Here is a 25,341-nt window from a genome sequence, read left to right as displayed (position 1 = left end):
AAATACTGACTTGGTTGCTGCTCCAGGAGGCGGGTTCGGCCCGGGCGCCTCAGGACACCAGGGGCGCCTCCTCCAGCTCGGTCAGCGTCACGGTGCACAGGCCGCCGCGCTCCGCCCGGACGTCGGTGACCTCCAACTGCGTGCCGGGCAGCAGGATGAACTCCTCCTCGCCGGTGAACGCAGAGAACTTCCTGATGCCGGCGGCCCGCACCGGACGCACCTCGAACAGCGTCCGCTTGCCCCGGCTGCCCAGGAAGGACCGCGCGACCCCGAGCTCGGAGGTGCAGGAGGAGACGCCCCACCACGTCACCGTCCTCCCGAGCGGGTACTGTCGCCGCAGGTCCAGCGAGACCCCGCGCCACAGCGGCGCGGTGCGGACGGGCAGTCGCGACACCGCCGCGAACAGCAGCCGCAGGTACGGCAGGTAGGGCACCAGCCGGCTGCGGTCCGGCGAGCGCAGCACCGCGTTGATCTCCCGGTAGAACGCGGACTCGCAGGTGTACAGGTACAGCGCGGCGATCTCGTCGGCGGACAGGCCGGTGGCCGCCTCGTCCGCCCGCCGCTTGCCGAAGTCGTGCGACAGCGACACGTGCCGGTCCAGGCCGCGCAGCAGCTCGGCGACCGGCGACACCGCCTCCCGGAAGCCCGTCGGCGGGGTGTCGAACACACCGGTGATCGCCGGCAGGACGAGGCCTTCGTCCTTCACCCCGGCGAGTCGGTCCAGGTAGAGCTGGTGCAGCTCCATGGTGGAGGTGATGAAGGCACCCATCCGCTCGGCGACCCCGGCGTCCGCCCCGCCGCCCTGCGCCGACGGCGCGTTCCACCCCGTGCTGGGCAGCCAGTCGACCTCGTCGGCGCCGAGCGAGGCCAGGGCGGCGTTCACCGTGGCGAAGTGCTCGCCGTCGCAGAAGATGTCACCCTGCGCCGCCGGGTTGGCGTGGTCGATGTGGCGGACCTCGACCTCGGGGTACTTCTCCTGCAACCGCAGGACGACGTTCTTCAGGCTGCGGGCGTGCGCGCCCCACCAGGCGAAGACCACGTAGCGGTCCTCCTCGGCGGCCCGCTGCTTGGCGCGGAGGATCTCCTCGACGATCCGCTCGGCGACCGGCCGCCAGAACCCGGTGTGCTCGTCCGGCCCCATCGCGCCGTCGCTGCTCGCGGTGAGCGCCGCGTTCAGCAGCAGCACGCCCTGGGTCAGCATCGCCTGGAACCACTCCGGCGGCTGGACCGTCTCCTGCTTCTTCAGCAGCGCCCGTATGTCGGCGATCGGCGTCTTCTTGGGGATGCCGTACTTCCACATCGCCGCGGCCTTGATCAGGCAGCGAATGCTGATCACCCGGCCGAACTGGCTGTCCTTCCAGTCGTGGAAGGTGTTGTCGAACATCGCGATGCCGGTGGCGCTCTCCGGCCTCGGGTACGGGTTCTGGCCGAAGACGACGACCTTCCACCGGTGCGGCGCGTGCGGCTTGAGTGCCTGGAAGGTCAGCTCGCGGACCGGGACGACCTCCGGGCCGCGGCCCGGGCCGATGAACGAGGCCGCACCGGGCTGCGCCTCGATCACCGGCTTCAGCAGCGGCAGCCACGGCTCGCCGCCGCCCGTGAAGAGGTCGGCGAGGGCGAGCGGGTCGTTCGCGTCGGGCTGGGTGGCGGGGGTGTCGACAGCGCTCATGGTGGTGCGACTCCGGCTGGTCGGGACAGTACGAATGTCAGACGAACGGCAGATGATGGCCCGTCAGCTTCCCTGGCGGACACCACAGTCCTACCAGCAGGGTCCGACAATCCGGCCCGCGCCGACCGGCCGCCGACCGGCGCGGGCGAGGTGCCGACGAGGTGCCGACGGGGCGCCGACGGGGCCCGGACGGATTGTCAGTGACGGGCGCTAGCTTCGTCGGTGTCACCAAGGAACCGGCCCACCGGGCACCCCCGAACGACAGGAGCCCAGCATGACCACGGACCGCACCGAGCCGCCGCTCAAGGTGCTGCTGACCGACCTCAACGCGACGGTCGTGGAGTCCTGGCGGGCGGCCTTCGCCGACGTCCCCGGGATCGACATCCGGCACGCCTCGCTGCTCACCGCGAAGGCGGACGCCTGGGTCAGCCCCACCAACTCCCGCGGCCGGATGGACGGCGGAACGGACGCCGCGATCAAGCGCCACCTGGGCGCGGGCATCCAGCTGCGGGTCCAGAAGGCGATCCGCGAGCAGCACGCCGGCAGCCTCCCGGTCGGCAGCGCGGTCTGCGTCCCGTCCGGCGCCGTCAACCCGGCGTTCCTGATATCGGCCCCGACCATGCGGACCTCCTCGCAGAACGTCAGCGAGACCTTGAACGTGGCCCTGGCCTGCGCCGCCGCCTTCCAGGCCGTCCACCGGCAGAACCGGCTGCGGCCGGGCTCGATCCGGTCCGTCGCCCTGGTCGGCATGGGCGCCGCGACGGGCAAGGTCCCGCCCCGGGTCTGCGCCAACCTGATGTGGTCCGGCTACACCCTCTTCAACGACCACCACTTCGAGGACGACGACGACCTGCGCGCCACCGTCCTGGCCCAGTTGGACGACCTCGAAAAGGCGCCCGCCACCGAGCGGGTGCGCATCGTGCCGCCCGCACGCCGCGGTTCGCCCGCCCGCCGGGCCTGACCCCGTCCCGGAGCGGCCACCCGCACCGCCGCCCACCGCCGCACGGCCGCCGGGCGGCGGCGCCACCCCCGCCCTGCTCACTCCCGCCGGACGCCCGGCCCGCGCGCCCTCAGCCCGCCGTGAGCGCCAGCCGGATCCAGCGCTCGGACTCGGCGACCGCCAGCCCCACGTCGAAGGCCTTCGGAGCGGCCGCGGCCTGCACCACCAGCCCCTTGAGCAGCCCCACGAAGGCCAGTGCGAACGCGCCCGGGTCCACGCCGGGGCGCAGCTCGCCCTCCCGCTGCCCCTGCCCGACCACCTCGGCCGCCCACTCCCGGGTCCGGGCGTCCAGCTCCGCCACCGCGGTGGTCAGCTCCGAGGCCCCGGCGAGCGCCTCCGCGCCCAGCACCACGAAGGCCCGGCCCAGGTCGGTCGGGTTGCGCACGCCCTCCAGGCAGCCGCGCGCGAACCCGCACAGCTCGTCCACCGCGCCCGCCCCGCTGCGCTCCGGCGCGGCCGCCGCCATCGCCTCGGCCAGCGCCGCCTCCTGGAGCCGGGCGAGCAGTGCGGCCTTCGACCCGAAGTAGTGGGTGGCCAGGCCCCGGCTGAAGCCCGCCTCCTCCCCCACCCCGGCCAGCGTGACCCCGGTGCTGCCGTGCTCGGCGATCAGCCGGGCGGCGGCGGCGATCAGCGCGGACTCGGCCCGGGCCCGCCGTTCGGCCTGGGTGCGGCGCGCGGGCGCCTCCCGGAGCGTCCCGGGTCCGCCGGTTCGGCCCTCATCGTGCGTAGACATGCCACCATGCTACGGTGAACTTGCTTGTTGGATAACAAGTAACTTCCGGAGCGGCGGACACTCCCCCGGCCCGCCGCCCCCGCGAGAAGGGAAGTCCTGATGACCGCCACGATGCTCGCCGGCCGGCTCGACGTCGCCAAGGGCGCCTTCGCCGTGGAGGAGGTCCCCGTCCCGGTGCCCGGTCCGGGCGAGGTGCTGATCAAGGTCGAGGCCGCCGGCGTCTGCCTCTCCGACGTCCACCTGATCGAGGGCATGCTCAAGCCGCTCTTCCTCAAGGGCGACAAGGTCACCCTCGGCCACGAGGTCGCGGGCACCGTGCACACCCTCGGTGAGGGCGTGACCACCGCGGCCGTCGGCGACCGGGTGCTGCTGCAGGCCGGCGAGAACCGCGACGGCGTCGTGCACACCCGCGGCGTGGACTACGACGGCGGCTGGGCCGAGTACGCGCTCGCCACCGCCACCACCCTGGTACCCATACCGGACGAACTCCCCTTCGAGCAGGCCTGCTTCATCCCCGACGCGGTCTCCACCCCCTGGGCCGCCATCACCGCCACCGGCGCCGTGCGGCCCGCCGAGGCGGTCGGCGTCTGGGGCGTCGGCGGCCTCGGCGCCCACGGCGTGCAGCTGCTGCGGGCCATCGGCGCCTTCCCGATCGTCGCCGTCGACCCGCTGCCGGCCGCCCGTGAGCGCGCCCTGGCCTTCGGCGCCGACGCGGCCCTCGACCCGGCCGACCCCGCGTTCGCCCAGCTGCTGCGCGAGGCCACCGGCGGTCGCCCGCTGTCCGCCGCCTTCGACTTCGCCGGGGTCGCCCCGGTGCGCGAGCAGGCCATGGCCACCCTGGGCGAGCACGGCCGCCTGGTGCTGGTCGGCCTCACCGACAAGCCGCTGACCGTCACCAACGGCACCCTGGTCAGCTACCTGCGCCAGCAGATCCGCGGCCACTACGGCTCCGAGGGCCAGGACGTCGTCGACCTGGTCAACCTGGTCCGCGGCGGCCGGCTCGACTTCTCCCGCTCGGTGAGCGGCGCCTTCCCGCTCGCCGAGGCGGCCCGCGCGGTCGAGGCGCTGGAGCGCAAGGAGGGCAACCCGATCCGCCTGGTGCTCAAGCCCTGACCCGGCCCCGCCGACCCGGCGCCGCACCTCCGGACTGAGCCCGGCGGGTGCGGCGCCGCCGCCACCTCGGCCGACTCCCGGGACAGCACGCCCCCCGCACCTCGACCCCGCAGCCCGCGCCCCGATCCCGCAACCCGCAACCCGCAACCCGCAACCCAAACGCCCCAACTCCGCGCCCCCGCACGGAAAATGGCATGCACGCCACTAGCCAACCGGCCAGTAGCACCCCTACCGTCGACTCTCCCGTGAGACTTCGACGGAGGAGTCCGCCTTGCGTTCACGCCAGCGCCCCCGCCCCCGCTCCCTCCGACTCCCGGCCGCCGCCCTCGCCTCGGCCCTGCTCGTCACCGCCGCCCTGACCACCAGCCCCACCGCCACCGCCGCCCCCACCCCGGCGGCGACCGCCGCCGCCAACGACTACTGCGGCGGCCACTGCGCCGACATCCTGCCGCCCGGCGAGAACGGCAACGCCACGCTCGCCGACATCCTGCTCAACCGGGCCTTCGGCACCCGCCCCGCGCACACCGACGACCAGCTCGGCCCCTACGCCGCCCTCGCCTCCGGCTACCCCGGCCTGACCGAGGCCAAGCTGCGCGACTTCTTCAACGACGCCTCCTTCGGCGTCCCCGCCGACCAGGTGGCGAGCACCACCAGCCCGCGTCCGGACGTCACCATCGTGCGCGACAAGGCCACCGGCGTCCCGCACATCTCCGGGACCACCCGCTACGGCACCGAGTTCGGCGCGGGCTACGCCGCCGCCCAGGACCGCCTCTGGGTGATGGACCTCTTCCGGCACGTCGGCCGCGGCCAGCTGTCCGGCTTCGCGGGCGGCGCCGCCGCCAACCGCCAGCTGGAGCAGACCTTCTGGCAGGCCGCGCCGTACACCGAGGCGGAGCTGCAGCAGCAGATCGACGCCATCGCCGCCCGCGGCGGCCGGGCCACCCAGGCACTCGCCGACGCCAACGCCTACCTCGACGGCATCAACCAGTACGCCAAGGAGTCCTACAACGCCCGCACCTTCCCCGGCGAGTACGACCTCACCGGGCACATCGACCCGATCACCAACGCCGGCTCGATCGAGCCGTTCAAGCTGACCGACCTGGTGGCCCTCGCCTCCGTGGTCGGCGCGCTGTTCGGCTCCGGCGGCGGAGGCGAACTGGCCTCCGCCCAGGTCAAGTCGGCCGCCGAGGCCCGGTACGGCAAGGACGCCGGGGACGCGGTCTGGACGTCGCTGCGCGAGGCGGACGACCCGGAGGCCGTCCAGACCCTGCACGACGGGCAGAGCTTCCCGTACGCGACCGTCCCGGACCAGCCGCAGGGCACGGCGCTGCCGGACCCCGGCTCGGTGGTGCCCGAGCGGGTCGTCCACGACGCCACCGGCTCGGGCAACTCCGCCACCACCGAGGCGAACGGCGTCCTGCCCGGAAACCTGCTGACCGCCAAGCACGGCATGTCCAACGCCCTGCTGGTCTCCGGCGCGCACACCGACGACGGCCACCCGGTGGCCGTGTTCGGCCCGCAGACCGGCTACTTCGCCCCGCAGCTGCTGATGCTGGAGGAGATCCAGGGCCCCGGGATCAGCGCGCGCGGCGCCGCCTTCGCCGGCCTGAGCTTCTACGTGCAGCTCGGCCGCGGCCAGGACTACGCCTGGAGCGCGACCTCCGCCGGTCAGGACATCACCGACACCTACGCCGTCCCGCTCTGCACCACCGACGGCTCCCCGGTCACCACCGCCGCCAACTCCTACCTGTGGCACGGCCAGTGCCTGCCCTTCGACCGGCTGGAACGCCAGAACGCGTGGAAACCCACCACCGCCGACTCCACCCCGGCCGGCTCCTACACCCTGGTGATGTACCGCTCCAGGTACGGCCTGGTCAGCGCCCGCGGCACCGTCGGCGGCGCGCCCGTCGCCTTCACCTCGCTGCGCTCCACCTACCGGCACGAGGCCGACTCCATCATCGGCTTCCAGGAGCTGAACGACCCGGGCGCGGTGCAGGGCGCGGCGGGCTTCCAGCGGGCCGCGCAGGACATCAACTACACCTTCAACTGGTTCTACGCCGACGCGCGCGACATCGCGTACTACAACTCCGGCAGCAACCCGGTCCGTGCCCCCGGGGTGGACCCGGGCCTGCCCGTCCAGGCTCAACCCGCCTACGAGTGGGCCGACTTCGACCCGGTCGCCAACACCGCCCGGTACACCCCGGCGGCCGAGCACCCGCAGTCCGTCAACCAGGACTACTACATCTCCTGGAACAACAAGCAGGCGAACGGCTTCACCTCGGCCGGTTTCGGCAACGGCTCGGTGCACCGCGGCAACCTGCTGGACGACCGGGTCAAGTCCCTGCTGAGGAACGGCGGCAGGGCGAGCCGGGTCTCGCTCACCCAGGCGATGGAGAGCGCCGCCCTGGCCGATCTGCGGGCCGAGGACGTGCTGCCCGACCTGATCCGCGTGCTGCGCAGCGCGCCCGTCACCGACCAGGCCGCCCTCACCGCCCTGCAGCAGCTGGAGGCCTGGCTCGCCAACGGCGGCCAGCGGAGGGAGACTTCGGCGGGCAGCCACGGCTACGCGGACGCCACCGCGATCCGGGTGATGGACGCCTGGTGGCCACTGGTCGCCGAGGGCGTCATGCGGCCGGGTCTCGGTGACCCGCTGTTCGGCGCGCTGACCGGCGCCCTCCAGATCAACGAGTCCCCCTCGGGCGGGCAGGCCGGCTCGGCCACCGGCCCGGTGAGCGCCAACGAGGCCATCCCGCACAAGGGTTCGGCCTTCCAGTACGGCTGGTGGAGCTACCTGGACAAGGACCTGCGCGCCGTTCTCGGCGACCAGGTGGCCGGCCCGCTGGCCCGGCCGTTCTGCGGCGGGGGCGACCTCGCGGCCTGCCGGACCGTCCTGCTGAACACCCTGAAGCAGGCCGCCGCCCAGACCTCCGCCCAGGTCTACCCGGGCGACGCGGACTGCTCGGCCGGCGACCAGTGGTGCGCCGACACGATCATCCAGCGACCGCTGGGCGGCGTGACGGACGCCAAGACCACCTGGCAGAACCGCCCGACCTACCAGCAGGTGGTCCAGTTCCCGAGCCACCGCTGACCGACGCGGCCGGTGCCCCGGCGAGGGGCACCGGCCGCCGGTCACTCCGCCGCGCCCACCCGCTTCACGACCGCCGCCGTGTCCTCGCGCAGGTACCGGGGCTGGACCCGCAGCCGCCGGACCGCCTTGATGTACGTCTCCCGGCTGTCGCCCGTGGTCATCCGGTCCGAGGCGGCTTCGGCCAGCTCGACGATGGCCTCCATCAGCCCGGCGAGCGCCCCCAGCAGAGCCGCCTCCTCCTTCTCCGGAACCCTCTCCCGGCTGCTGTCCCGCGCCTTCGGCAGCGCGTTCTCCCGCAGCTGCCGCCGCGCCTCGTCCACCGCGTCGACCATCGCCCGTACGCCACTGTCCATCGCGACCCCCTCGCCCCTTCGCTCCTCCGGTGTATTCCGCGAGCCTTCCCACCCCGCCCCCCACTCAGACCCGACCCGGCGCGCGGCCCGCGGGAACTGCCCCTAGCGTGGTCCGGGGACCGCCCGACCACCCCCGGGCCGAGACCCGGGTCCCGCACCAGGAGGCATGCCGACCATGACCGCCAACCTCGCCGAGCTCACCGGCGACTACGTCCTCGATCCCACCCACACCCGGATCGGCTTCGTCGCCCGCCACGCCATGGTGACCAAGGTCCGCGGCGCGTTCCACCGGTTCGAGGGCACCGCCCACCTCGACGGCGGCGACCCGTCCAGCTCCTCCGGCCAGGTGGTGATCAAGGCCGAGAGCATCGACACCGGCGTGGAGCAGCGCGACCAGCACCTGCGCACCAACGACTTCCTGGACGCGCCGAACTTCCCCGACATCACCTTCCGCTCCACCTCGGTCGAGGTGCGCTCCGGCACCGACTACCGGGTCACCGGGGACCTGACCATCAAGGACACCACCCGCCCGGTCACCATCGACTTCGAGTACACCGGCAACGCCGTCGACCCGTACGGCAACCTGCGGGTGGGCCTGGAGGGCTCGGTAACCATCAGCCGCAAGGAGTACGGCGTCACCTGGAACGCGGCACTGGAGGGCGGCGGCGTCCTGGTCGGCGACAAGGTCGTCCTGGAGTTCGACATCTCGGCGATCCGCCAGGGCTGACTCCCCCGAACGGCCGGAACCGGTACCCCCACGAACGGGTTCCCGCCGCGGCCCGTCAACCGCCGGACCGCACGGCGGCCGCCCGGCTAGTCTCCTGGCATGCCAACAGAAGACTCCCTCGCGACCGGCCAGCGCTCCCTCGGCGAACCCGCCCTCGACTACCCGCTCTGGCCCCCGCTCACCGCCGGCTGCCCGCGCACCGGCACCGAGGACGTCTCCTACCCCGTCGAGGTCGACTACGCCTACGACAAGGCCGACCCGGCGGACCTGTTCGCCCCCGCCCCGGTGCGCGGCGGCCTGGAGCGCTGGGCCCCGCTGCTGCCCCCGCTGCTCGCACCGGGTCTGGGCGAGGGCGCCACCCCGACGGTGGAGATCGAGCCCGGGGTGTACGTCAAGGACGAGTCCCGCAACCCCACGTGGAGCCACAAGGACCGGCTGAACCGCTGCACTACCAGCGCGGCCGTGGGCGTCGGCGCGCCGGGCCTCGCGGTCGCCTCCTCCGGCAACCACGGCGCCTCGGCCGCTGCCTACGCCGCCCGCGCCGGACTGCGCTGCGTGGTGTTCACCGGCCCGGACCTGCCGCCGAACGTCGACGCCTTCCTCAACGCCTACGGCGCGGTGGTGCTCCCGGTGCCGTGGGAGGCCCGCTGGCCGCTGCTGCGCCAGGCGGTCGACCGGCTGGGCCTGCACCCGGTCAGCAATCTGACCACCACCCACACCGGGCACGCGTACGGCCCCGAGGGCTACAAGACCGTCGCGTACGAGATCTTCCAGGACATCGGCCTGCCGAGCGCGGTGTTCGTCCCGACCGGCTACGGCGAGCTGCTGTTCGGCGTCTGGAAGGGCTTCGCCGAGCTGCGCCGGCTGGGCCTGACCGACCGCGTTCCGCGCATCCACTCCTGCGAGACGGCCGCTTCCGGGCCGCTCGCCCTGGCGATCGCCGAGGGCCTGCCGGCCGCCCGGGTGACGGTCGGCCCGAGCGACGCGTACTCGATCGCCTCCTCGGTCAGCGGCTACCGGGGCGTGCTCGCCGTCCGGGAGAGCGGCGGCCGGGCGCTGACCCTGGACGACGCTCAACTCGCCGACGCCCAGCGGGAGCTGGCCCGGGCCGGGCTCTGGACGGAGCTGTCCTCGGCGGCCGGCCTGGCGGGGCTGCGCAGCCTCGGCGAGCCGGACCTCGCCGATGGCCCGGTGGTCTGCGTGTCGACCTCCAGCGGGTTCAAGGACAAGGGCGTCGGCACCGGTCGGACCGAGCCGGTCGCCCCCGACTGGGAGGCGGTCGCCCGCCGCCTGCGCGCGGCCGGCATCACCGGCTGAGCCCGGTCCTTCACCGCCGCGAGGCCCGCTGTTCACCCGCCCGCCCACGCTCGTAGGGTCGCCGTAAGGTCGGTGTTCGCCGAGCGCCAGCAGGCTTGCACTCTCCGTCAACTCCCGTCACCTGCCGAAGGGTAGCCACCGTGTCGCGTTCCCTCCGCCGCCTGCTGCCGCTCGCCGTCGCCGTCGCGGCGGTGCCCGTGCTCGCCCTGCCCGCCCTCCCGGCCGGCGCGGTCTCGTACGGCACCCCGACGATCACCTTCTCGGCCGGATACCTGTCCGGCGCGGTCGGCGCCACCGGCGACCCGACCGTGACCGTGACGGTCGCCCAGTCCGGCGCCGCGGCCTCGGCGCTGACCGTCGCCGCCTCGGCCACCACCCGCAGCTCCGTGGCCCGCACCGGCGACGTCACGGTGACCGGCACCGGCGGCACCCGCACCCTGGCGGTCGCCGCCCAGGGCGTGGGCTACGCCGACCTCACCGTCAAGGTCACCGGCCTCGGCGGCAAGAGCGCCACCCGCACCCTGCACTACGCGGCCTCCCCCGCCGTGCAGTCCTCCGCCACCAGCCGCTACCTGACCGGCTCCAGCGACGCCTCGGCCGCCGTGGACGCGGGCGGCGGCTACATCGTGGTCGGCGACGACGAGTCCAACACCCTGCGCCTGTACGACCGCAACAACTCCGGTGCGCCGATCCGCACCTGGGACTTCAGCTCGGCCCTCGGCGTCTCCAAGGAGATCGACATCGAGGCCGCCACCCGGGTCGGGAACACCATCTACTGGACCGGCTCGCTGGGCAACAACAAGGACGGCGTGGTCAAGCCCGACCGGCACACCGTCTTCACCACCACCGTCACCGGCTCCGGCGCCGACACCCAGCTGTCCCTGGCCGGCTCCTACGACGGCCTGCGCGACGACCTGATCGGCTGGGACAACGCCCACGGCAAGCGCTACGGCTTCGCGGCCGGCGCCGCCGACGGCCAGGCGCCCAAGCAGATCGACGGGTTCAACGTCGAGGGCCTGGAGTTCGCCCCCGGCAGCACCAGCACCGCCTACATCGGCTTCCGCGCGCCGCTCACCCCGGCCGTCACCGGCGGCCGGGCGCTGCTCGTCCCGGTCACCAACCTCCCGTCCCTGCTGAACGGTTCGGCCGCCCACGCGGCCTTCGGCGACCCGATCGAGCTGGACCTCGGCGGGCTGTCCGTCCGCGACATCCGGCGCAACGACCTCGGCCAGTACCTGATCGTGGCCGGTTCCTGGGCCGCCGAGGACAACTCCGCCCCGTACGCGCTCTACCGCTGGAACGGTCAGCCCGGCTCCGACCCGACCAAGCTGATCGACCTGCCGACCAGCGACTACGGCGCCTGGGAGGCCGTCCCGGACGTCCCGGACCTGGACGCCCCCGGCGCCCGCGCCCAGCTCATCACCGACGACGGCTCCGCCGACCTCTACAACGACGCCACCGCCGCCAAGGACCTCACCCACCCCGAGTGGAAGAAGTCCCGCAGCACCTGGTTCACCCTGAACTGACCGTCTCCCACCGGCCGCGTGCCGGGGCCCTTCGGCACATCCGCCGAAGGGCCCGCGGGCGTCCTGGAACGAACACGCTCAGAGTTCGACCAGCACCTTCCCCTTGCTGGCCGACCGGTCCCGGTAGAGGCCGCGGTAGGCCACCGGGATGCTGTCGAACCCCTGGTGCACGGTCTGCTGGTAGGACAGTTCCCCGCCGCGGACCAGCGCCCCGAGGTCCCGCCGCAGGGCGGCCCAGTTCTCCGCGGTGAACCACTCCAGCGAGAAGATGCCCCGGATCGTGGTACGCGGGAACATGATCATCGGCAGCAGCCGCGGCCCCGCCCAGTCCCCGCCGACCTGGCTCCCCCACTGCCAGCAGACGGCCACCCGGCTCTCCACCGCGAGCATGCCGAAGACCACGTCGGTCAGCGTCCCGCCGAGGCTGTCGAAGTAGCGGTCGATGCCCCCCGGGGCCAGCTCGGCCAGCTCCTTCTCCAGCCGCTCCGGCGCGTCGCCGTCGCGGTACAGCAGCACCCCGTCGAAGCCCAGCTCCCACAGCCGCGCCGTCTTCTCCGGCGACGCCGTGGTCCCGATCACCCGTGCGCCCCGGTGCTTGGCCAGCTGCCCGACCAGCGAGCCGACCGCCCCGGAGGCGCCGCCGACCAGCACCGTCGACCCGGGGCGCACGTCCAGGAACTTCTCGACCGTCCCCCAGGCCGTCATCCCGGGCCCGCCCAGGATGCCGAGCGCGGTGGACAGCGGCAGGTCCTCGTCGTAGTCGGCCGGGTCCAGCCGGCGGAAGGCCGGGAAGACCATCGGGAACGTCCCGGTCTGCCAGAGCCTGGGCGCGCCGTTGCTGACCAGGTGGCTGCGCCAGCCGCCGAAGCCCTGCACCAGGTCGCCCGCCGCGAACCGCGCGGTGGGCCCGGCGTCCAGCACCTCCATGATCGAGTCCGCGCCCATGTGGTCGCCGATCGGCGTGTCCAGCGCGATGCCCTGGAGATACGGGTCGACCGAGACGTACCGGGTGCGCAGCAGCATCTCGTCCGGGGCGAGCCGGACGTCCAGCTCCTCCACGACCTTCCGGTACATCCGCTCGACGTCCGGCACGCCGTCCACGTGCTCCCCGACGACCCACTTCTCGATCCTCACGAGGTGACTCCAAACTGGCGGTCGGCGGGGCCGACCGGTTCGATGAGCACGGTGGGCAGCGGTGCGCTGTCGTCCACCTCCGCGGTGAAGGGCTTGCCGTCGTCCCGGCAGATGAACTGGACGACGTGCCGGCCGGCCGCCGCCGCCCGGATCAGTCCGCCGGTGGTCGCCCAGACCCCGGAGAGGTAGAAGTTCGCCAGGCCGGGCAGCCCCGGGCCGTTGCGCTTGACCTCCTCCTCCAGCGTTTCGCCGCTCTCCACGAAGGGCTGCCAGCCCAGCACCGTCCCGTTGTAGTTGCCGGTGTAGCGGACCTGGGTGAGCGGGGTGGAGACGTCCTTGACGGCCACCGCCTCCCGGAGCCCGGGGTGGTGGCCGTCCAGGAACTCGACGATGGCGTCGCGCACCCGGCGCTTCTGCCGCTGGTACTCCCGCCCCCGGCCGACCGGCAGGGTGTGCAGTTCCTCGCCGCGCCGCACCCGGGGCTCCTGCTCCGGTCCGGTGCTCAGTTCCCGCCAGGGTTCGATGTCGCAGAAGTAGCTGGCGTACACCACGGTGGTGTCGGCGGGCGACAGCTCCGGGTAGTGGCGGCTGCGGAACTGGACGTTGATGCTCGGGTGCCGGATGCCGGTGAGCCGTTCGGCGACCTCGTCCTCCAGCAGGTAGGTGGTGCACGGGTCCCCGGCCGGGAAGGGCCGGCGCAGGCCGAGGAAGACGGTGACGTAGCCGGGGAAGACCATGCCCGGCTCGGTGATGGTCTGGGTGTAGAGCCGGCGGTAGGTGTCGCTCAGGTAGCGGCCCTTGAGCAGGTCCATCATGGTGGTCCGGCCGTCGCAGGCGGCCACCACGATGTCGGCCCGCACCTCCTGGCCGTCGCTCAGCCGCACCCCCACCGCCCGGTCGCCCTCGATCAGGACCTCGGTCACCTTGGTGTTGTAGGTGATCTCGCCGCCCAGCCGCAGGTAGCGCTGCTCGATCGAGTTGGCCAGCCCCAGCGAGCCGCCCTCCGGCACCCCGGCCGACTGGCCGGCGTGGCAGGCGAGCTGGAAGTAGTTGGGCAGCACCGGGAAGTTGGGGTGCTTCTCGTACAGGATGAAGTTGAAGGCCTCGCGCAGCAGCGGGCTCCTGAACTTCGCCGAGTAGTCGCTCATCAGCACCGTGATCGAGCGCCGGATCACGTTGAAGTACGGCAGGAAGGAGGCGAGCATCCGCGTCCGCTCCCACCGGCCCATCAGACCGACCGGCTTGAGGAAGGGGTAACGGGCCAGCGCCAGACGGAACTTGCGCAGCCCCGCGCAGAACTGCCGGATCTGCCGGGCGTCCTCCGGGGCCAGTTCCAGCAGGTGGGCCTCCAGCCGGTCGGGGTCGGAGTAGAAGTAGACCGCCCCGCCGTCCCGGGTGCGCACCACGTTGAAGACGTCGAAGTTGCGCATCCGCTTGCCCTGCAGCGCGCCGAGTTCGAGCCAGATCTGGTGCATCTCGTTGCCCGGGCCGCTGCCCAGCAGCCAGCTGATGCAGCAGTCGAAGGTGAACTCCCCGCGGTCCCAGCCGGTGCAGCAGCCGCCGGGGATCTCGTGCATCTCCAGGATCCGGGTGCGGTAGCCGTTCATCCGCGCGAAGCAGCCGGTGGACAGGCCCCCGAGCCCTCCGCCGATGATGACCATGCTCTGCCGGCCGCCGGTCGTCGCCCCGCTCACTCCGCCGCTCCCACTTCCGCCACTCCCACTTCCGGCGCTCCCACGGTGGCCCGGCCGAGTTGCGGCAGCCGGCCCCACTTGCCCGCGTGCCAGGGTTCCCGGTTGTCGCTCGGCCAGGCCCGGAACGGCCGGCCGAGCTCCTGGCAGAGGTACTGCGCGGCGAACCGTCCGCTGGTGGCGGCCCGGATCAGCCCGCCGAGCGAGGTCCACTGGCCCGCCATGGAGAAGCCGCTCAGCCCGGGCAACCGCATCCGGTCCCGGTTGACCAGCCGGTTGGCGGCGTCCTCGGCCTCGGAGAAGGCCTGCCAGGCGAGGATGCTGCCGTAGGTGTTGCCGGTGAACCGCTCGGTGGTCACCGGCGACGCCACGTCGACGAGTTCGATCCGCGGACCGAGCTCGGGGTAGGTCCGCTCCAGGAACTCCCGGACGAACGCGGCGACTTCCTGCTTGCGCGCCCGGTAGGCCCGGCGGTCGCTGCTCCGCAGGTCCTTCCAGGAGCGGTAGTCGCTGAAGTAGGTGCAGTGCAGCACCGACTTGCCGGGCGGGGCGAAGCCGTCCGCGTAGGTGGAGCGCAGCTGCACCACCAGGCTGCGCTGGAGCGAGCCGGGCAGCCGCGCACCGTCCTCGGGCGACAGCAGGTAGGTGGTGCTGTGCGGTTCGCCCTCGGGCAGCGGGCCGTCGACGCCGACGAAGGCGGAGACCACGGCCGGGTACAGGTTGCCCGGCTTGTCGAGCAGTTCGCCGTACAGCTTCTCGGTGGCGGGGCTGGAGTACCGGCCCTCCAGCAGCCGGTCGAGCACCGTCGGCCCGTCGCACGCGGCCACCACGTGGTCGGCGAAGTGCCGGGATCCGTCCTTGAGTTCCACGCCGATCGCGCGCCCGTCCTCGATCAGGATGCGCTCCGCCCGGCAGCGGTAGCCGATCACCCCGCCGAGCGAGGTGTAGCGCTCCTCCACCGAGCGGGCCAGCCCGAGCGAACCGCCCTCCGGGAAGCCCGCGTTGCCGTTGTGGGCGGCCGCCAGGGTGTACAGGTACGGCAGCAGCGGGAAGCCCTCGGGCTCCTGGAGGAACATGTTGGGGAAGGCCCGCCGCAGCAGCGGGTCCTGGAAACGCTCGGCGAAGCCGCTCATCGGGGTGGTCGCGGTGCGCCAGAACAGCCGGAACGCGGGCAGGACGGTGCGCAGGGTGCGCAGCCGTTCCGCCGTGGTGCGCAGCGGCCGCGGGGTGAGGTCCCAGGGCAGCTCGATCGCGGCGTAGCGGCGCAGGTCCCGGCAGAAGGCCCGGATCGGCTTGGCGTCGCCGGGCGCGAGGGCCAGCAGGTGGGCCTCCAGCCGGTCCGGGTCGCCGTAGAAGGTGACGGCCCGGCCGTGTTCGTCGACCACCCGGTTGAAGGTGTCGAAGCGGGTCACCGACTTGCCGTCCAGGGCGCCGAGTTCGCTCCAGACCTGGTGCGCTCCGGTGCCCTCGGCGGTGCCGATCAGCCAGTCGATGCAGTAGTCGAACAGGTAGCCGTGCCGGGACCACGCGGTGCAGCAGCCGCCGGGCAGCACGTGCTTCTCGAAGATCCGGGTCTCCAGGCCGCTCATCTGCGCGTAGCAGCCGGTGGCGAGGCCGGCCAGGCCGGCCCCGATCACGATCACCCGGGGCGGGCCGCCGGCGGCCCGTTCCCTGGTGGACCAGTCCGGCCCGCGGTCAGCCGAGGACATCGGCGGTGCCCCCGACCAGGATGGCGCCGGCCAGTTCGGCGTTGCGGGCGGCGAAGTCCCCGTCGAGCATCTCGGCGTGGGTGCCGTGCCCGACGTACACCGCGGTGCCCGTGGTGGAGGCGCCGTGCCAGGCGCCCGGTTCGCCGCCCACGTGCACGGAGAGCCGGTCGCGTTCGCAGACCACGTCCAACTGGGCCCTGACGGTTCCGGTGTTGGGCGTCCGGCTGCTGAACTCCAGGTAGTCCCTGGCCTGTTCGATGGTCTCCCGGGCGACGATCCGCGAGCCGGTGTGGCGGTGCAGGTGCTCGTGGAGTTCGCGTTCGAAGACGGCCAGGTGCTCCTCGCCGAGGTCGAAGGCCTCGGTGACCCGGTAGGCGTCCACCAGCAGCACCGAGGCCACCGCGCGTCCGCGCCGCTCCAGCTCCTTGGCCACCTCGAAGGCGAGGTTGCCGCCGAGCGAGTAGCCGAGCAGGACGTACGGCCCGCAGGGGTGCAGCTCCTCGACCAGGTCCGCGTAGCGGGCGGTCTTGTCGTCGCCGGTCAGGTAGTTGAAGGAGGCGATCCGGTGCTCCGGCAGGTGCGCGGCGAGCTGCCGGTAGACCAGCCCGTGGCCGCCGGCCGGCGGGAAGCAGAAGACCGTGCGGTCCTCGGGCGCCGCGGCGTTGAACCAGAGGTAGGGTTCGCCGCCGGCCACCTCGCCGGTGATGATCTGCTCGACGGTGCGGGCCATGCCGTGCAGGGTGGTGACCTTGAACAGCAGGCCGACCGGGATGCTGATGTTGAACTCGCTCTGCAGGTGGTGGATCAGCTCGATGAGCCGGATCGAGCTGCCGCCGAGTTCGAAGAAGTCGTGCTGGAGGCCGACTTCGTCCAGGCCGAGCAGGTTCTGCCAGTGCTCGGCGACCCTCGTCTCGTAGAGCGTGACGGGCGGTTCGTGCTGGGCCCCGGCGGTGTCGGCCTTCGGCTCGGGCAGGGCCGCGAGGTCCACCTTGCCGTTCGGGGTGAGCGGCAGGGCGGGCAGTTCGATGAGGTAGGAGGGGATCATCACGGTGGGCAGGTGCTCGGCCAGGTGGCGGCGCAGCTCGCGGCGGTCCAGCACGGTGCCCTCGGCGGGCACCACGTAGGCCGCGAGGGCGGCCTCGCCCCGGGCGTCCTGGCGCACCGCCACGCAGGCCTGGGCGAGTTCCGGACGGGCGGTGAGGTGGGCCTCGATCTCGCCGAGCTCGATCCGGTGTCCGCGGACCTTGACCTGGTTGTCGATGCGGCCGAGCAGGTGCAGGGTGCCGGCGGTGTCCCAGTGGCCGAGGTCGCCGGTGCGGTAGAGCCGCGCGGACGCGCCGTCGAGCTCCAGGGTGACGAAGCGCCGGGCGGTCTGTTCCGGGTCGTTGGGGTAGCCGGCCGCGACGCCCGCGCCGCCGATCCACAGCTCGCCGGGCACGCCCACCGGGACGGGCTCGCCGTACGGGTCCAGGACGTACACCGCGCTGTTCGGGAACGGCCGGCCGATCGGCACCATCCGGCCGGGTTCCAGCTGCTCGGTCGCGCCCTCGTAGTAGGTGCTGTCGACGCTGGCCTCGGTCAGCCCGTAGGAGTTGACCAGCCGGGTCCGCGGGCCGCACAGGGCGCGCACCCGCTGGTGCTCGGCGGCCTTCCAGGAGTCGGAGCCGACGATCAGCAGCCGCAGGAAGTCCAGCGTCAGGCCCTCGCGCTCGCAGTGGGCCAGCAGCCCGCGGGCCACGGCGGGCACGAACTCGCCGCCGTCCACGGCCTCCTCGCGCATCACCCGGTACAGCCGGGCGGTGTCGAAGAGCAGCTCGCGGTCGACCAGGACGAGGGTGCCGCCGGTGCTGAGCGCCCGGGCGAAGTCCCCGGAGAAGACGTCGAAGGCGGTGCCGGCCATCTGGAGGTGAACCCGGACCTCGGTGTCCAGCCGGTACTCGGCACGCCAGCCGGCGGTGACGGCGGCCAGGTTCCGGTGGTCGACCCGGACTCCCTTCGGCCGGCCGGTGGAGCCCGAGGTGTGGATCAGGTAGGCGGGCCGGTCCGGGTCGGCGGCGGGCAGCGGCACGGCGCCCCCCAGGACCGGCCGGTCCAGCTCCTCCAGGGTGACCGGCTCGGCGGGCAGGTCTGCGGGGAGCGGGCGCCGCTGGTCGACCACCACCAGCGCCGCTCCGGCGTCCGCCACCTGGTGGGCGAGCCGGTCGGCCGGGTGCCCGGGGTCGAGCGGCAGGTAGGCGGCGCCGGCCCGCCAGATCCCCAGCAGGGTGGTGATCAGCTCGGGCGACTTGTCCAGGCAGACCGCGACCACCGAGCCCTCGCCGACGCCGAGTTCGCGCAGCCTCACGGCGGTGCGCTGGGCCTGGCGCTCCAGTTCGCCGTAGGTCAGCCGGCGGACGCCGTCCCGGCCGGGCGCGACCACCGCGACGGCCTCGGGCCGTTCGGCGGCGGCCTTGGCGATCAGCTCGGGCACCGGGGTGTCGTGCTCGATCCGGCGCTCGGCGCCGCTGAATCCGGTGAGGATCTCCCGCCGTTCGGCGTCACCGAGCATCCGCAGCCGTCCGACCGGCTCGTCCTCGGCGGCGCGGGTCATGGCGTCCAGCAGGTTGCGGTAGTGCGCGGCCAGCCGCTGGACGGTGGCGGGCTCGAAGAGGTCCGAGTTGTACTTGAAGACGCAGTGGAAGCAGCCGTCCGCGCGGTCCTCGTAGGCGGACAGCGTGAGGTCGAACTGGCCTTCCTCTTCAGGGAGTTCGATGTACTCCAGACGGTAGCCGAAGCGCTCCACGGCGACCTTGTGGGTGAGCAGGATGAACATCGCCTGGAACACCGCGGAGCGGCTCGGGTCGTGCTGGAGGCCCAACTGCTCGACCAGCAGCGGGAAGGGGTACTCCTGGTTGTCCAGCCCGCCGAGCACGCTCTCCCGCACCCGGCCCAGCAGCTCGGCCACCGTCGGTTCCCCGGCCAGGCTCACGTGCAGCGGCAGCGGGTTGACGAAGTAGCCGTAGACGGAGGCGAACTCCTCCTGGGTGCGGCCGGTGACGGGGCTGCCGACCACGATGTCCGGCTGCCCGGACCACCGGTGCAGCAGCAGGTAGTACGCGCTGAGCAGCACCATGAACGGGGTGGCGCCGTTGGCCCGAGCCAACTCGTGCACCCGGGAGGTGAGTTCGGCGTCCAGCTGGAAGAACTCGGAGGCACCGTTGTGGGTCTGCACGCCCGGGCGCGGCTTGTCGGTGGGCAGGGCCAGCACCGGCATCTCGGCCGGCAGGTGGCCGCGCCAGTAGTCGAGCATCCGCCGCGCCTCGGGCCCGGCCAGGAAGCGGTTCTGGCGGTTGAGGAAGTCCAGGTAGCGGGCGGGCACCGGGGGCAGTTCCGGGGTGCGGCCCTGGCGCAGCGCCTCGTAGACCTCGAACAGCTCCTCGATGAAGGTGAAGGTGGAGATCGCGTCCGAGACGATGTGGTGGACGGCCTTCATCAGCACCCAGCGGTCCGGCCCGCGCCGGAACAGCCTGAGCCGCACCAGCGGGTCCTCGGCGAGGTCGTACGGCCGCCGGTACTCCTGGACGATCAGGTCGTGGATCTCCTCCCACGGCCGGCCCTCGACGTCGAACAGTCCGGTGTCGGCCTCGGCCTCCTCCCGGATCCGCTGGACCGGGCGGCCCTCCTCTGCGGTGAAGGCGGCGCGCAGCTCGGGGTGCCGGGCGACGAGGTGGCGGAAGGCTCCGAACATCAGCTCCGGGTCGAGCTCCGCGCGGACCTCGACGGCGCCGCCGATGTTGTACGCGAAGCCGTCCGGGTGCAGCAGGCGCAGGAACCAGAGCGCCTGCTGGTTGTGGGTGAGCGGGAAGCGGGACTCGTCGGCGTACAGCTCGACCTCGGCCTCGGCCGGGCCGCCGTCGGCGGTGAGCCGCTCGGCCAGGCCCTCGGTGAGCAGGTCGACCAGGTCGCCGACGGTGCCGTTGCTGAGCAGGGCCACCACCGGCAGGGCGACGCCCTGTTCGCCGTGCACCCGGGCGCGCAGCTCCATCGCGAGCAGCGAGTCCAGGCCGTGCGCGCCGAGCCTGGTCTCCGCGTCGATCCGTTCGGCGCCGATCCGCAGCACGGCCGCGGCGGCGGCGGTGAACCGTTCGACGACCAGCTCCCGGCGGGCCTGCGGGTCGGCCGCGCGGTAGGCGTCCAGGAAGCCCCCGGTCTCGACCGGGGCCTGCTCGGCGGCGCTCGCCGCCAGGTCGGCGACCAGCGGCGGCGGCGCCGGGTACCAGGCGAGGAAGGTCGGCCAGTCGACCACGGTGGCGACCAGCAGCTGGGCGCGGTCCTGGCCGAGGACGCGCTCCAGGACGGCCGTTCCGGCGTCCGGCGGCAGCGAGCTCATGCCCCGGGCGTCGCGGTAGTGGGCGACCAGGCCCAGCTCCTCGATCATGCCGGTGGCCCAGGGCCCCCAGTCCAGGCTGAGCCCGGGCAGCCCCTCGGCCCGGCGGTGGTGGGCCAGGGCGTCCAGGAAGGCGTTGCCGGCCGCGTAGTTGGTCTGACCGGCGGTGGTGAGCAGCGAGGCGACGGAGGCGAACAGCACGAAGTGGTCGAGCGGTTCGTCCCGCAGCAGCCGGTGCAGCAGGTGGCCGCCGATCACCTTGGGGGCGTAGCCGGCGTCGAAGGCCGGCCGGTCCATCTGGGCCAGCAGGGTGTCCCTGACCTGTCCGGCTAGGTGGAACACGCCTCGGATCGGCGGGAGTTGGCGCTGCCGGTAGTCGGCGAGCCAGTCGGCGAGGGCGGCCTCGTCGGTGACGTCGATCGGGGCGAGCAGCGGTTCGGCGCCGAGTGCCTGGAGCTCGCGCAGGAAGGCGATCCGCTCCCCGACCGGGGTGTCCGGTTCGGTGTACGCCCACTCGGAGCGCTCGGGCAGGGCGGTGCGGCCGACCAGGATCAGCCGCCGGGCGCCGCGCCGGACGAGGGTGCGGCAGAGCAGCCGGCCGAGGGCGCCGAAGGCGCCGGTGACCAGGTAGCTGCCGTCGGGGCGCAGGACCGGCGGCAGCGGCCGGGTGAGGCCCTCGGCCTGCCGCAGCCGGCTGGTGAGCCGGCCGCCGGACCGCAGGGCGATCTCCTGCTCGTCCCGGGCGGTGAGTTCGGCGAGCAGCGCCTCGGCCTGGTCGGCGGCGTCGACGGCCGGGTCGAGGTCGATCAGGGTGCCGCGCTGGGCGACCAGCTCCTGCTGCCACAGCACCCGGCCGACGCCCCAGGCGGGGGCGCCGAGCGGTTCGACCCGGTCGCCGGGGGCGGCGGGCTGGGTGCCCCGGGTGACGATGTGCATCCGGCCGTCCGGGCGGGCGGCGGGCAGGGCCTGGGCGAGGGCGATCAGGGAGTAGGCGCCGAGGGTCGCGAGCGGGCCGAGCCGGTCCGCGGTGGTGGCGGCGAGGGCGGGCTGGTCGAGGTTCCAGAGGTGGACGACGGCGGCGAAGCCTGGGTCGAGGTCGGCGAACAGTCGCCGGACGTCCTCGGCGGAGTCGGGCCGCACGGTCGAGTGTCCGTCGCCGTGCCGGTACTCGGTGCCGGGCCGTACCAGGTGGCAGCGGGCGCCCCGGCCGGCGGCCAGGGCGGCCAGCCGCTCGGCGAGGCCTCCTTCGTCGGCGAACAGCAGCAGGTCGCCGGGGGTCCCGTCGACGGTCGGCGCGGCGGCCTCCACCCAGTCGACCTCGGTGAGCCAGCCGTCGATGGTGGCCGGCCCGACGGAGGACGGGGCCTGGGCGACGTCGGCGACCCGGAATCCGGTGACCCGGCCGACCGGGGTGCCGTCCTCGGTGTAGAGCGCGAGGTCGCCGACGAGTTCCTCGCCGCTGTCCCGGGTGACGGTGGCGTGCACCCACAGCGGGCGGTCGCCGATCTCGTCGAGCCGAACCTCGGCGATCGAGACGGGGAGCCGGACGCTGCCGCCCTCGGGCTCCTCCAGCCGGGTGGCGAGCAGGGTCTGGAAGCAGCCGTCCAGCAGCACCGGGTGCAGGTGGTGGTCGGCCGCGTCCGGGCCGAGCTCGGCGGTCGGCCGGATCCGCGCGAGCGCCTCGCGGGGGCCCGCCCACACCTCGGCGATGGTCTGGAAGGCGGGCCCGTAGTCGTAGCCGCGCGCGGCCAGCTGCCGGTAGCAGTCCGGGCCGTCGAGGTGCCGCCCCCGGGCACGGAGGGCGTCCGTGTCCAACGCGGGGCCGTGGCCGCGGCGCTGGCCGGTGCGGACCCGTCCGCCGGCGTGCACCGCGGGCTCGCCGCCGGCAGGGGTGGAGGCGATGGTGAAGCGGGCGTCCTCCGGCGCGTAGCCGAGCTGGACGGGGACGGGCTCGGTCTCGGAGAGGAACAGCGCCCGGTTCAGCTCGATCTCGGCCAGCGTCACCTCGGTGCCGCCGGTCAGGGTACGGACGGCCTGGGCGGCCATCTCCAGGTACCCGGCGGCGGGGAAGACGACCTGGCCCTCGATCCGGTGGTCGGTCAGATAGGGCAGCCGCTCGGGGTCGAGCGCCACGGTCCAGCCGGGCTGGGCGCTCGCGGTGCGGCGGCCGAGCAGCGGGTGGTCCAGCTGCCCGAGCCGGACCTGCTCGACCGGCTTGGGCTCCACCCAGTACCGGTCGCGCCGCCACGGGTAGGCCGGCAGCGGTACCGGGCGGCCCGCCGGGTGCAGCGCGTCCCAGCTCAACTCGACGCCGAGGGTGTGCAGTTCGGCGAGGCTGCGGGCGAGGCACTCGGGCTCGTCCTGCTGCCGGCGGATCGACGGCAGGACGTGCGCCCGCTCCGCGCACTCGCGGATCGCGTGGCCGAGCACCGGGTGCGGGCCGATTTCCAGGAACAGTCCGTGGCCGTCCTCGGCCATCCGCTCGACGGCGGCCCGGAAGCGCACCGGGTTGCGGACGTTCTGCCACCAGTACTCGCCGTCCAGCTCCGGCCCGCGGGCGAGCCCCTCGCGGGCGGTCAGGTAGAGCGGCAGCCGCGCCTCCTGGGGCTTGATGACGGCGAGCGCGGCCACCAGCTCGTCCCGGATCGGATCCATCCGCACGCTGTGGTAGGGGACTTCGACGTCCAGCAGGCGGGCGAAGACGCCCTGCTGCCGCAGCTCCTCGGCCAGCTCGGCCAGCGCCTCGGTGTCCCCGGCCAGGGTCACCGCGGAGGGGCTGTTGATCGCGCCGAGCGAGATCCGGGAGCGGTACGGGCGGATGCGGCGCTCGGCCTCGGCCTCCGGCAGACCGACCGCGAGCATGCTGCCGCTGCCCGCCAGGCGCTGCTGGAGGCGACTGCGGGCGAGCACCACCCGCACGGCGTCGGCCAGGTCGTACACCCCGGCCTCGTGGAAGGCGGCGACCTCGCCGGTGCTGTGGCCGACCACCGCGTCGGGGCGCAGGCCGTGCCTCCGCCAGAGCGCCGAAAGACCCACCTGGACGGCGAAGTTGGCGGGCTGGGCGAGCCAGGTCTCGGCCATCCTGGAGTCCGCCTCGTCCCGGCCCAGCTCGGCCAGCAGCGACCAGCCGGCCTGCGCGCGGATCTCCTGGTCGACGGCCTGCACGGCCTCCCGGTAGACCGGCTCGTGCTCGTACAGCCCCCGGCCCATGCCCCACCACTGCGGGCCCATGCCGGTGAACACCCAGGCCAGCCGGCGCTGCCGGCGTTCCCGGGCGCGGCCCTGGACCACTCGCGGGTGCTCCTCGCCGCGCGCGTACGCGGCCAGCGCCTCGTCCAGGTCCTCCCGGGTGGAGTAGACCACCCCGAGCCGCTCGGGCAGGTGCTGGCGGCGGTGGGCCAGGGTGTGGCCGAGGTCGGCCAGGGAGGTCCCGCCGGCGAGCTCCTGCCGTACGGCGTCGGCCAGTTCGGGGAGTGCGGCGGTGTCCTTGGTGCTCAGCGGCAGCACCGAGCGGGCCGGCCCGGCCACCGGTGCGGCGGGATCGGGCCGCGGCGGCTCCTCCAGCAGCACGTGGGCGTTGGTGCCGCCGAAGCCGAAGGAGTTGACGCCCGCGCGGGCCGGCCCCCGGTGCTCGGGCCAGTCCACCGGGACGGTCGGGATCTCGAACGGCAGCTCGTCCAGGTCGATGCCGGGGTTGGGCCGCTCCAGGTTGAGGTGCGGCGGGATGCGGCGGTACTTGATCGCGAGCGCGGTCTTGATCAGCCCGGCGACGCCGGCCGCCGCCTCGGTGTGTCCGATGTTGGTCTTGACCGAGCCGACGTAGCAGCGGTCCCCGGGCCGGCGGCCGATGCCGAGCACCCGGCCGAGGGCGGCGGCCTCGATCGGGTCACCGACCGGGGTGGAGGTGCCGTGCGCCTCGACGTACTGGAGGCTGCCGGGCACCACCCCGGCCTCGGCGCAGACCCGCTCGATCAGGGTGACCTGGGCGTCCGCGCTGGGGACGGTGATGCCGTTGGTGCGCCCGTCCTGGTTGACGCCGGTGCCGAGGATGACGGCGTGCACCGGATCCCCGTCGCGCAACGCGTCGGAGAGCCGCTTGAGCACGACCACGCCGACGCCCTCGGCCCGGACGTAGCCGTCGGCGGAGGCGTCGAAGGCGCGCGACCGGCCGTCCGCGGAGAGGAAGCCGCCCTTGGTCTCGGCGATCGTGTACTGCGGCGCCATGTGCAGCAACGCCCCGCCGGCCAGGGCGAGTTCGGTCTCGCCGCGGAGCAGGCTCTGGCAGGCGAGGTGGACCGCGACCAGCGAGGAGCTGCACGCGGTGTCGATCGAGACGCTGGGCCCGCGGAAGTCGAAGCAGTGCGAGATCCGGTTGGACACCATCGTCATCATGGTGCCGGTGGCGGTGTGCGCCGCGATGGTGCCGAAGTCGAGGTCGGCGAACTGGAGGATCTTCCAGTCGAGGGTGAAGGCGCCCATGTAGACGCCGACCTCGCGGCCGGCCAGTTCGCCGGGGCGCAGGCCGCCGTCCTCCAGGGCCTCCCAGCTGACCTCCAGGAGCTTGCGCTGCTGCGGGTCCATGTGTTCGGCCTCGCGCGGGCTGATCCCGAAGAAGTCCGGGTCGAAGGTGTCGAAGCCGTCGATGTAACCGCCCCGGCCACCGATCAGCCGCCCCGGCTTGGCCCGGTCCCTGCTGCCCAGAGTGCCGGTGTCGTAGCGGTCGGCGGGCGTCTCTGCGAGACAGTCCCGGCCCTCGATCAGGTTGCTCCAGTAGGACCGGTGGTCGTTGGCGTGTCCTGGCAGGCGGCAGCCGATACCGGTGATCGCGATGCGTTCGCGGGGCACGGCGAAGGGCGAGGAGGTCATGGTCCAATCCGGGGGTGATGGCGTGGCGCCGGGGACACGGGCAAGTGGG

At 73.5% G+C, this 25,341-nt stretch carries 13 protein-coding genes; 6 read left to right on the top strand and 7 right to left on the bottom strand.

The annotated features are described in order from the left end of the window. Positions 1 to 49: 49 nt before the first annotated feature. Positions 50 to 1,669 (bottom strand): ADP-ribosyltransferase domain-containing protein, encoded by a 1,620-nt coding sequence (locus ACWGJO_RS08805; RefSeq protein WP_452182815.1) that lies wholly within the window; start codon positions 1,667 to 1,669, stop codon positions 50 to 52. Between the two features lie 274 nt (positions 1,670 to 1,943). Between ACWGJO_RS08805 and ACWGJO_RS08800 the strand changes: the two genes are divergently transcribed. After that, a complete protein-coding gene (locus ACWGJO_RS08800; RefSeq protein WP_452182814.1) occupies positions 1,944 to 2,630 on the top strand; it encodes a macro domain-containing protein in 687 nt (228 codons plus the stop codon). Between the two features lie 109 nt (positions 2,631 to 2,739). Here ACWGJO_RS08800 and ACWGJO_RS08795 read toward each other — a convergent pair whose 3' ends face one another. Then, positions 2,740 to 3,402 (bottom strand): TetR/AcrR family transcriptional regulator, encoded by a 663-nt coding sequence (locus tag ACWGJO_RS08795; protein ID WP_387686581.1) that lies wholly within the window; start codon positions 3,400 to 3,402, stop codon positions 2,740 to 2,742. 99 nt (positions 3,403 to 3,501) lie between these two features. Between ACWGJO_RS08795 and ACWGJO_RS08790 the strand changes: the two genes are divergently transcribed. Both ACWGJO_RS08790 and ACWGJO_RS08785 read left to right on the top strand, forming a co-directional pair. Next, positions 3,502 to 4,515 carry a zinc-binding dehydrogenase gene (locus ACWGJO_RS08790; RefSeq protein WP_452182813.1) on the top strand — a complete coding sequence of 338 codons (1,014 nt, stop codon included), beginning with the start codon at positions 3,502 to 3,504 and terminating at the stop codon, positions 4,513 to 4,515. Positions 4,516 to 4,786: 271 nt separating this feature from the next. Continuing rightward, positions 4,787 to 7,603: a penicillin acylase family protein gene (locus tag ACWGJO_RS08785; RefSeq protein ID WP_452182812.1), complete on the top strand. Its 2,817-nt coding sequence runs from the start codon at positions 4,787 to 4,789 to the stop codon at positions 7,601 to 7,603. 41 nt (positions 7,604 to 7,644) lie between these two features. Here ACWGJO_RS08785 and ACWGJO_RS08780 read toward each other — a convergent pair whose 3' ends face one another. Then, entirely contained in the window at positions 7,645 to 7,956 is a 312-nt protein-coding gene (locus ACWGJO_RS08780; protein WP_452182811.1) for a hypothetical protein, read from the bottom strand. 175 nt (positions 7,957 to 8,131) lie between these two features. Between ACWGJO_RS08780 and ACWGJO_RS08775 the strand changes: the two genes are divergently transcribed. From ACWGJO_RS08775 to ACWGJO_RS08765, 3 genes are all read left to right on the top strand, one after another. After that, positions 8,132 to 8,683, top strand: a complete 552-nt coding sequence (locus ACWGJO_RS08775; protein WP_452182850.1) for a YceI family protein — start codon at positions 8,132 to 8,134, stop codon at positions 8,681 to 8,683. A gap of 99 nt (positions 8,684 to 8,782) precedes the next feature. Then, positions 8,783 to 10,000 (top strand): threonine synthase, encoded by a 1,218-nt coding sequence (locus tag ACWGJO_RS08770; RefSeq protein ID WP_452182810.1) that lies wholly within the window; start codon positions 8,783 to 8,785, stop codon positions 9,998 to 10,000. 140 nt (positions 10,001 to 10,140) lie between these two features. Further along, a complete protein-coding gene (locus ACWGJO_RS08765; protein ID WP_452182809.1) occupies positions 10,141 to 11,526 on the top strand; it encodes a hypothetical protein in 1,386 nt (461 codons plus the stop codon). A 78-nt stretch (positions 11,527 to 11,604) separates the two neighbouring features. Here ACWGJO_RS08765 and ACWGJO_RS08760 read toward each other — a convergent pair whose 3' ends face one another. Genes ACWGJO_RS08760 through ACWGJO_RS08745 form a run of 4 tightly spaced genes read right to left on the bottom strand, consistent with a single transcriptional unit; the run spans position 11,605 to position 25,292 of the window. Next, on the bottom strand, positions 11,605 to 12,660 hold the full coding sequence (locus ACWGJO_RS08760; protein ID WP_452182808.1) for a zinc-binding dehydrogenase: 1,056 nt from the start codon (positions 12,658 to 12,660) through the stop codon (positions 11,605 to 11,607). Next, positions 12,657 to 14,321 carry a phytoene desaturase family protein gene (locus ACWGJO_RS08755; protein WP_359898345.1) on the bottom strand — a complete coding sequence of 555 codons (1,665 nt, stop codon included), beginning with the start codon at positions 14,319 to 14,321 and terminating at the stop codon, positions 12,657 to 12,659. The genes ACWGJO_RS08760 and ACWGJO_RS08755 overlap by 4 nt, the downstream gene beginning before the upstream one ends. A gap of 29 nt (positions 14,322 to 14,350) precedes the next feature. Then, the gene (locus tag ACWGJO_RS08750) at positions 14,351 to 16,060 is read right to left on the bottom strand and encodes a phytoene desaturase family protein (protein WP_452182807.1); all 1,710 of its coding nucleotides are present in this window, start codon (positions 16,058 to 16,060) and stop codon (positions 14,351 to 14,353) included. Continuing rightward, positions 16,047 to 25,292 carry a non-ribosomal peptide synthetase/type I polyketide synthase gene (locus ACWGJO_RS08745; protein WP_452182806.1) on the bottom strand — a complete coding sequence of 3,082 codons (9,246 nt, stop codon included), beginning with the start codon at positions 25,290 to 25,292 and terminating at the stop codon, positions 16,047 to 16,049. The genes ACWGJO_RS08750 and ACWGJO_RS08745 overlap by 14 nt, the downstream gene beginning before the upstream one ends. Positions 25,293 to 25,341 lie beyond the last annotated feature (49 nt).

It is taken from the genome of Kitasatospora sp. NPDC054795 (genome assembly GCF_053611565.1).
The sequence above is the reverse complement of the archived record's forward strand: the minus strand, read 5'-3'. Positions and strand labels throughout refer to the sequence as shown.